We start from the raw sequence: 8,113 nt of genomic DNA on the forward strand, positions 1-8,113 counted from the left end.
CCGCGAAGAGCGTCGGCGCGAGCGCGATGAACACTGAACCCATCGGGCTCGGGCTTAGAAGAACATCACGCGGTTGACCAGTTCGCTCTCGATACAACGACGCGCCGCTTCGTCTTGAGGGCTTGGGGCATCCGCCGAGATGCCAGGGCCAGAACTGATCAAACGCAGATGCTGCCTTGCCGGAGAAACTTCGCCCATGGCACGAGTGACCAGCGCGTCAACCTGGGACGGTTCAGGAAACAGCGAGAGCTGTTGAAAGTCTTGATGCTTGCTCATAGTCGATGTCGGCTGATGATCGTGGCACATCAAGTTCCGGCGAGAAGACCCGAGGATTTTAGTTCTCGCAACGCGAGACCCTCAAGCGTTGTCACCGCCTCAAGCGTAACTGCGGTGACAGGCACGCCGATTCGGAAGGTGCGCATCCTTCCTGTCGACGAATCCTTTCGTCCCAGGCTCCCCTCACTGAAGAGCTCAAGGAAGCGAACTGGCGCGACACCATCGAAGGGCATGATTCGAACCTTGCCTTCGTCGTTCTCCAGTTCAGTGATGGCGTCTTCATGAAGCCGCGTGGCCAAGCTCTTCCGGTAAGGCTCAATGAACCTTACCTCCCTGATGCCGGCCGCAATCAGGTGACGCGCACAGGAGTGGCACGGATAGGTGGTCACGAAAAGCCTTCCACCACGAACGCGACTCCCGCAAGAATGCCCCGCGTTCAACAATGCATGCATTTCCGCGTGGACGGCGCGCGAGAACTCAATCAGGCCGCGTACTTCCGGCGACCTGCGGAGCCGCTCGATAACGTCTTGAGCGCGGGCCTCTTCGACAATTCCCTCCGTCACCAAGGCACGCGACAGACGAACGGCGATCTCCGATTTTTCTTCGTCGTTCCAACACTTGCCACCATCCTTGTTCCAGCAACGATGATCGACATAGCTCACGTCCTCTGGACGTCCATGAGCTTCGTATAGGCCGCCGAACGCTCGAGGGACATCGTTCCATCCGACGGCCAACACCTCGCCAGACGCATCTGTGATCGCCGCCCCGACCTGTCGAGACAGGCAGGCAGAGTTCCGTGCAGCGGAATGCGCTTCGTACATCGCGCGCTCGCTGGAGGTTGGCGTGATGATCTTTGCCCCAAGCAGCAAGTCGAGATAGCGCGTCAAACTCGCTCGGATCTGATCGTCCGTGCCGTCGCTTATTCGCAGAAAGAAGTCGGCTTGGGGGAACACGTCGCGAACGCTTTGCCCGTTGGCAAATTCTTCGCCCGAATCACGATCGATCAGCTTGTAGACATCTCCCATGTCGCCCAGCTTCTTCTGCAGTTGATTCACACGCACAGGCAGCGGCGAATGAACGCTGATCACATGCAGGAGCCGACCGTAAACCGAACGAAGGAGTCCAAGTTCGTCCGTGTTCTTGATGGAGTCAATGATGTGACAGTGCCTGACAACCGGCGTTGGCACGACAGCGTCGGCTGCGGGCTCAACGCCCGCAAGCGTCAGTTGCGCATCATCGAAATCTTCCCGCTGCTGCTGCCGCACAGTCGCAATTTCTCGTATCGCCAACTGCGCTAGAACCGAGTTCCCGTAGACCTTGCGAAGGGCATTGCCAGCCTCGATGAGGTCAAGGATCGAGTTCGGATCCTTCGGTTGAGCCTTTTCCTTGATGAACCGGCTCAAACGAATCTCATCGACCAGCTTGTAGTCGTAAGACTTTTCCAGCAGTTCCTTGAGCGTCTGCGACACACGATGCAGCGGCGTCCCCAGCGGACCGCAAAGCGCGATGACAAGCTCGGGGGTCATCGCATCATCGATGCGACGCTTGGCGTTGAAACGCCCCTCGCCTTCGGATTGCGCCGTCGTCTCTGGCTGCCTCAATGCAGCGACATTGCCTCCCACAGCCATCCTTGCCTCCCTGTGCAGGACCTTGGAATCCTTCTTTTCTCCAACTGTAGTGACGTGCATCGGTGGACACCTCCCCTTAAACCCGGTGTCACGGCAAGCCGACACGGCGACGTGCTTGTTGGATTGAGCCGTGACGAAGGAATCGACTCTATGCGGCTTGGGAAACGAGCGCTCGTGCATCCATCGGTATAGATGCAATGGAATCCAACCAGTTCAAGTCAGGCGCCACCCCCCTGTCGCCAAGAGGAAGCAGTTGGTCGAGTTCGAGATGAAAGTGGGAAGCGTTCTTCGTTTCAGCGATTCACCATCACGATCCCCGCCGCCAGCCCCGCGAGGGCGAGCATCAATCGCGGGGTGATCGGCTCGCCGAGCAGCAGCGCACCCGCGATGAGGCCGAACAGCGGCGTGCTCAGCGTGAAGCTGGACAGCTTGGTCGCGGGGTAGTGGCGGATCAGCCAGAACCACAGCAGGTAGCTCGCGAACGACACGATCACCGCCTGGAAGCCGAACAGCCCCAGCAGCCGCCAGGACCAGTCGATCGGCAGCGACTCGCCGCTGGCCACCGCACCGGCGGCGAGCGCGATCGCCGAGATCGCCAGCTGATACAGCAGCGTCTTCTCCGCGCTGGCGGACGAGAGCTTCGTCGCGCGGATCGCCAGCGTCGTGCCGCCCCACAGCAACGCGGCCAGCACACCCAGCGCGTCGCCCAGCCATTGCAGGGACTGCCCGGTCCCGTGCAGGCCCTCGCCAAAGGCGAAAGCCACCGCGCCGAAGGCGATCAGCAGCCCCACGGCCTGGCGCTTCGTCAGCCGCTCAGCCGGCGAGATCAGGGGCATGCCCAGCGCGACGACGAACGGCGACAGGTAGAGGAAGACCACCATCCGCGACGCCGTCGTGTACTGCAGGCCGACGAAGATGCACGCGAATTCGGCCGCGAACAGCAGGCCCGCGAGCAGGCCGCCCGGCAGACTGCCGTCACGCCGGAACAGCGCAATGCCGCGTGCCGCCGCGAAGCCCCAGACCAGCGCGCCGGCCAGGCCCGAGCGCAAGGCCGCCTGCCACAGCGGGCCGATCTCCGTGAGCGCGGCCTTGGCCGCGACCTGGTTCAGGCCCCACAGCACGCAGCATCCCAGGAGGATGACCACCGCCGTGCTGTCGAGATGCTGCTTGCGTTCCATGGGGCCGGATCATGCCCGGCGGTTCGTGGGGTCGCCGGAGCGGAGCGCCCAGGCCCGCGCGGCCAGCGCACACAGCAGCGCCGTCGCCACGCCCGCGAGCAGACCCGACAGGTGCGCCAGCGGCGCGATCGCGATGTTCCAGCCGTCTACGTGCCGCAGCGCCGGCCGCGACAAGGGCATCTCCGCCGCCACCTTCACGATCAGCCCGATGCCGATGAGCAGTCCGATCACGCGCTCCCGTCCGTGAGAGGCCCTCATCCGCATCATCGCGATCGCCGCCACGGCGACGCCCGCGTGCAGCACGCCTGACGCGCCACCGAAACGATCGATCGCGGGCTCGAACAGCAGGCCGAATTGCGTCAGCGGCCACGCGAGCAGCCATGCCGCCGCGTCACGCGCTGTCAGTCGCGCGGCGACGCCGAGCAGCCCAACCACCGCGCAGCCGGCCAGATTCGCGATCAGGTGCTGCGGGCTCAAATGCAGCCACGCGCTGGTAATGGCTCGCCAGGGTTCACGGGCGGCGAGTTCGGGCAACCACGCCATCTCGGCGCGCGCCTGCAGCGTCTGGATCTCGACGACCAGCGAGCCGATGGCCAGCGCCGTCGCCACGAGGAGCCATGCACGTCCCGGCATCCGGTCCCACTCCGCGATCTCAGCCGAAGACGGCCCGCCAGAGCGCCAGCACCGCCTCGCGCTGCGGCTTGAGCGCCTCGGCGGCCTCGGCATCGAGCGAGGTCGACTGCTCGTTCAGCCGCGCCCGGTGCTGCACCCGGCGCAGCTCGCGGTACGCGTCGGCGGCTTCGCGGCCCACATCGGCGGGCAGCAGCCCGGCCGATTCCGCGCGCTGCAGCAGCGCGATGTTGCCGGCGTTGGCCAGCAGCTCCGGATGCTGCGCGGAGTGCGCCAGGATCAGGTACTGCAGCGCGAACTCGGCGTCCACCATGCCGCCCGGGCTGTGCTTGACGTCGAAGAAACCGACGCGCGCGGTCCGCGCGGCGCGCAGCTTCTCGCGCATCGCAACGACCTCCTCGCGCAGCGCCGCCGGATCGCGCGGCGCCGTCAGCACCGCGCGGCGCGTGGCCTCGAAGCGCTCGGCCAGCGACGCATCGCCGGCGCAGAAACGCGCCCGCGTGATCGCCTGGTGTTCCCAGGTCCAGGCCGTGTTGCTGCCGCGCCCGCCCTGATAGTTCTCGAACGAGGACAGCGAGGTCACCAGCAGCCCCGAGTTCCCGTTGGGTCGCAGCGCGGTGTCGATGTCGAAGAGCTCGCCGGCCGCCGTGCGTATCGTCAGCCAGGTGATCAGCTTGCGGATGAAGGCGCCGTAGATCTCGGCCGCGTTCTCGTCCTCGTCATCGAAGAGGAAGACCAGGTCCAGGTCGCTGCCGTAACCCAGCTCCTTGCCGCCCAGCTTGCCGTAGGCGATCACCGCCAGGCGCGGCGCCGGACGGTGCTTCTGCTTGAGGCGGTCCCAGGCCCAGTCGAGCACGCATTGCAGCGTGGCGTCCGCCAGCAGCGACAACTCGTCGGCCACCTGCTCGACGCTGATCTGCCCTTCCACGTCCCGCACCAGCGTGCGGAAGACCTCCGCGTGATGCGCGCGGCGCACGCTGTCGAGCAGCGCGTCCTCGCTCGCCTCGCCATGTTCGGCCCAGGCGTCGTGGCGCGCCTGCAGGTCCTGGATGAAGGCCGGTCCGTCGAAGCGCTCGTGCAGCAGCCGCGCGTCGGCCAGTTCGTCGATCACGCCGGGATGCTGCATCAGGTAGCGCATCGGCCAGCGCGCCAGGCCCAGCAGCCGCAGCAGCCGGCCTTGCACGGCGGGCCGTTCGACCAGCAGCGCCAGGTAGCTCTCGCGGCGCAGCAGCGGTTCGATCCAGTCGACGAAACGCTGCGCCGCGTCCATCGTGCATTCGCCCTGCCGCACCGCCAGCGCCGCGCGTCCGACCAGCTTGGCCAGACGCAGCCGCGATTCCTCGCGCAGGTTCTGCACCCGCGCCTGCTGCGCCCAGCGGCGCACGTTGGTCCCCAGCTCCGGCGGCAGCTTCTCGAGGAACTCCTCGCTGTCGATCGGCAGCGGCGGACCGCCGCACATGCCGTTCTTGCAATTGCCCTTGCCGCCCGGCGCGACGCCGTCGTGCAGCAGCGCGTCGAATTCGGTCGCGACCAGTTCGCGCACCTCCATCAGCTTGTCCAGCAACGGGCAGGCGCGGCTGTCGCAGGTCAGGCACAGGCTGCGCGCGATCCAGCCGATGTCCTCGTCCGCGGCCGGCAGGCAGTGCGTCTGCTGGTCGTCCAGGTACTGGATGCGGTGCTCGACGCGGCGCAGGAAGTCGTAACCCTTGGCCAGCGCGGTGGCGGTCTCGGGCTTCATCAGGCCGCGCGCGGCCAGCCGCGTCAGCGCCTTCAGCGTCGAGCGGGTGCGGATCTCGGGGAACTGCCCGCCGCGCACCACCTGCAGCAGCTGGACGATGAACTCGATCTCGCGGATGCCGCCGCGCGACAGCTTGACGTCGTTGGCCCGCTCCGGCCGGCCGGCGGCGCGGCGCTGGGCCTCGTCGCGGATCTTGCGGTGCAGTTGCCGCAGGCCTTCGAAGACGCCGTAATCCAGATAACGCCGATAGACGAAAGGCGTCACCAGGCTGCGCAGCTGCATCGCGCGACCGTCCTTGACGCTCGCACGCGGCGCGACGACGCGGCTCTTCAGCCAGGCGAAGCGCTCCCATTCCCGGCCCTGGACGAGGAAGTACTCTTCCAGCATCGCCATGCTCACGGCGGGCGGCCCGGAGTTGCCGTTCGGCCGCAGCGCGAGGTCGACGCGGAAGACCTGGCCGTCCTCGGTGACGTCGCCGATCAGCGTCGACAGCCGCCGCGACAGCTGCGCGAAGTACTCGTGCGCCGAGATCTTCTGGCCGCCGGCGGTGTTGCCCTCGGTCAGGCCGTCTTCCTCGTAGACATAGATCAGGTCGATGTCGGACGAGACGTTGAGCTCGCGCCCGCCGAGCTTGCCCATGCCGACGACCCAGAAGTCGATGTCCTGGCCGACGGCGTCGCGCGGCGCACCGTATTCGGCGTCGAGCTCCGCGCGGCAATGGGCGACGCCGATGTCCAGCGCCACTTCCGCCAGGTGCGTCATCGCCTGCGTCACGTCGGTCATGGGCGCGCCCTGCTCGATGTCGAGCACGGCCAGCCGCTCCATCACCAGCTGGCGCATCACGCGCAGCGCGGCGGGGAGCGGGCGCCCGGTTTGCCCGAGCCGGTCCACGACGGCCCGCATCGTGACGTCGTCCGGCAGTCCGGGCGGCAGCAACGACAATTCAGCCGCGTAACGACGGCGGATGCGCTGAACGAAACGGCTGTGGTCCGCGGACGCGGCGGGCGTCGGAACGCCCGTGGGGTCGGCGGTTGCCGAGGCAACTGAATCCATCGGTAAAGAATGCTCTCGCTGGCTCATGGCCGGAATGGCTGTGCTAGATTCGGCGACCGCCGTCCACCCTTACATGTCTTCGTCCGCTGCCACCAGTTCTGACTCCGGTTCCGTGGTCGCGAAGCGACGCTGGTGGGCACGTTGCGCCCTCTGGCTCGGAGTGGCGTCGGCAGGGGTTTTCTCCCTGCTGATCGCGGCCTGGCTGGCATTGCACTGGGCGATTCTGCCCCACATCGACGATTGGCGACCCGAGCTCGAAAAGCAAGCCACCCAGGCATTGGGGGTACCCGTGAAGATCGGCGCCATCAGCGCCAAATCCTCGGGCTGGATCCCCACACTGGACCTGCGCGACGTCCGCATCATCGACACCGCCGGCCACGAGGCCCTGCACCTGCCGCGCGTCAGCGCCGCGCTGTCGCCGCGCTCCCTGCTGGCCTTCGAACTGCGTTTCTCCCAGCTGCTGCTGGACAGCCCCGAGCTGCTGCTGCGCCGCGACGCCAAGGGCCGCGTCTTCATCGCCGGCCTCAGCGTCGACGGCCCCTCCGACGCGCAGGCTTCCGACGACGCCGCCGACTGGTTCTTCGAGCAGCATGAGTTCGTCATCCTGCACGGCCGCATCCGCTGGGTCGACGAGCTGCGCGCGGCGCCGCCGCTGGAGCTCTTCGACCTGAACCTGGTGCTGCGCAACGGTCTGCGCCGCCACCGGCTGCGGCTGGACGCGACCCCGCCGGCCGGCTGGGGCGAGCGCTTCACGCTGCGCGGCGAGTTCACCCAGTCGCTGCTGGACCGGCCCGGCGCGGTGCAGCGCTGGAGCGGGCAGCTCTTCGGTCAACTGCCGCGCACCGACGTCAGCGAGCTGCGCCGCTACGTGGACCTGCCCTTCGAACTCAACGAGGGCGACGGCGCTCTGCGCGCCTGGCTGGACATCGATCGCGGGGAGCCCCGCAGCCTGACGCTGGACATGGGCCTGCGCGCGGTGAAGCTGCGCGTCGCGCCGGGACTGCCGGAGCTGGCGCTGGCCAAGATCGGCGGCCGGCTGGTGCTCAAGCAGACGCCGGAATCGCTGTCGCTGGAAGCCAAGCAGCTCGGTTTCCAGGCGGGCGACGGCCTGGACTGGCCGCGCTCGGACTGGTTGCTGGACGTGAAGCGCGACGCCAAGACCGGCGCACTGACCGGCGGCGACTTCCAGGCGCAGCAGCTGGACCTGACGCTGGGTTCGCAGATCCTGGCCCGGCTGCCGCTGGCCGAATCGCAACGCCAGTTGATCGCCGACATGAAACCCGGCGGCCTGCTCAACGCGCTGCAGGTCCATTGGGACGGCCCACTCGACGCGCCTCGCAGCTACCGGGCCAAGGGCCAGTTGCAGGGCCTGCACCTGACGGCCGCGGCACCGGAGCCGCCCGCGGATCCGGGCTCCGCCCCGCCGACCGGCCGGCCCGGCGTCAGCGGCGCCGACCTGCAGTTCGACGCCACTGAGCAAGGCGACACTGCCACGCTGTTGATCGACGACGGCCAGGTGACGCTGCCCGGAGTGTTCGAGGAGGCCTCCGTGCCGCTCAAGCAGGCGCAGGCCAGCCTGCGCTGGCAGGCGCAGCGCCCGGCCGCGCTCG

General features: G+C 67.4%; 6 protein-coding genes. 1 reads left to right on the plus strand and 5 read right to left on the minus strand.

Features of this window, described 5'->3' with window-relative positions; genetic code table 11:
* Positions 1-54 precede the first annotated feature (54 nt).
* From VF536_RS11710 to glnE, 5 genes are all read right to left on the minus strand, one after another.
* Positions 55-276 (minus strand): hypothetical protein, encoded by a 222-nt coding sequence (locus tag VF536_RS11710; RefSeq protein ID WP_331615021.1) that lies wholly within the window; start codon positions 274-276, stop codon positions 55-57.
* A gap of 29 nt (positions 277-305) precedes the next feature.
* Positions 306-1,964, minus strand: coding sequence for an anti-phage dCTP deaminase (locus VF536_RS11715; RefSeq protein ID WP_331615022.1), 1,659 nt, complete (start codon positions 1,962-1,964; stop codon positions 306-308).
* 233 nt (positions 1,965-2,197) lie between these two features.
* On the minus strand, positions 2,198-3,082 hold the full coding sequence (locus tag VF536_RS11720) for a DMT family transporter (RefSeq protein WP_331615023.1): 885 nt from the start codon (positions 3,080-3,082) through the stop codon (positions 2,198-2,200).
* Positions 3,083-3,091: 9 nt separating this feature from the next.
* Positions 3,092-3,691: a rhombosortase gene (rrtA, locus tag VF536_RS11725; RefSeq protein WP_331615024.1), complete on the minus strand. Its 600-nt coding sequence runs from the start codon at positions 3,689-3,691 to the stop codon at positions 3,092-3,094.
* Positions 3,692-3,734: 43 nt separating this feature from the next.
* On the minus strand, positions 3,735-6,503 hold the full coding sequence (gene glnE, locus VF536_RS11730; protein ID WP_331615025.1) for a bifunctional [glutamate--ammonia ligase]-adenylyl-L-tyrosine phosphorylase/[glutamate--ammonia-ligase] adenylyltransferase: 2,769 nt from the start codon (positions 6,501-6,503) through the stop codon (positions 3,735-3,737).
* 73 nt (positions 6,504-6,576) lie between these two features.
* Between glnE and VF536_RS11735 the strand changes: the two genes are divergently transcribed.
* Positions 6,577-8,113: YhdP family protein (locus VF536_RS11735; RefSeq protein WP_331615026.1), on the plus strand; the 1,537-nt coding region annotated here is incomplete at its 3' end.

The organism is Roseateles sp., from assembly GCF_036486225.1.
GTDB lineage: Bacteria > Pseudomonadota > Gammaproteobacteria > Burkholderiales > Burkholderiaceae_C > Roseateles.

Coding starts and splice junctions, on each gene's coding strand:
- glnE (WP_331615025.1), bottom strand. CDS start 6,503: ATGGATTCAGTTGCCTCGGCAACCGCCGACCCCACGGGCGTTCCGACG.
- VF536_RS11710 (WP_331615021.1), bottom strand. CDS start 276: ATGAGCAAGCATCAAGACTTTCAACAGCTCTCGCTGTTTCCTGAACCG.
- VF536_RS11715 (WP_331615022.1), bottom strand. CDS start 1,964: ATGCACGTCACTACAGTTGGAGAAAAGAAGGATTCCAAGGTCCTGCAC.
- VF536_RS11720 (WP_331615023.1), bottom strand. CDS start 3,082: ATGGAACGCAAGCAGCATCTCGACAGCACGGCGGTGGTCATCCTCCTG.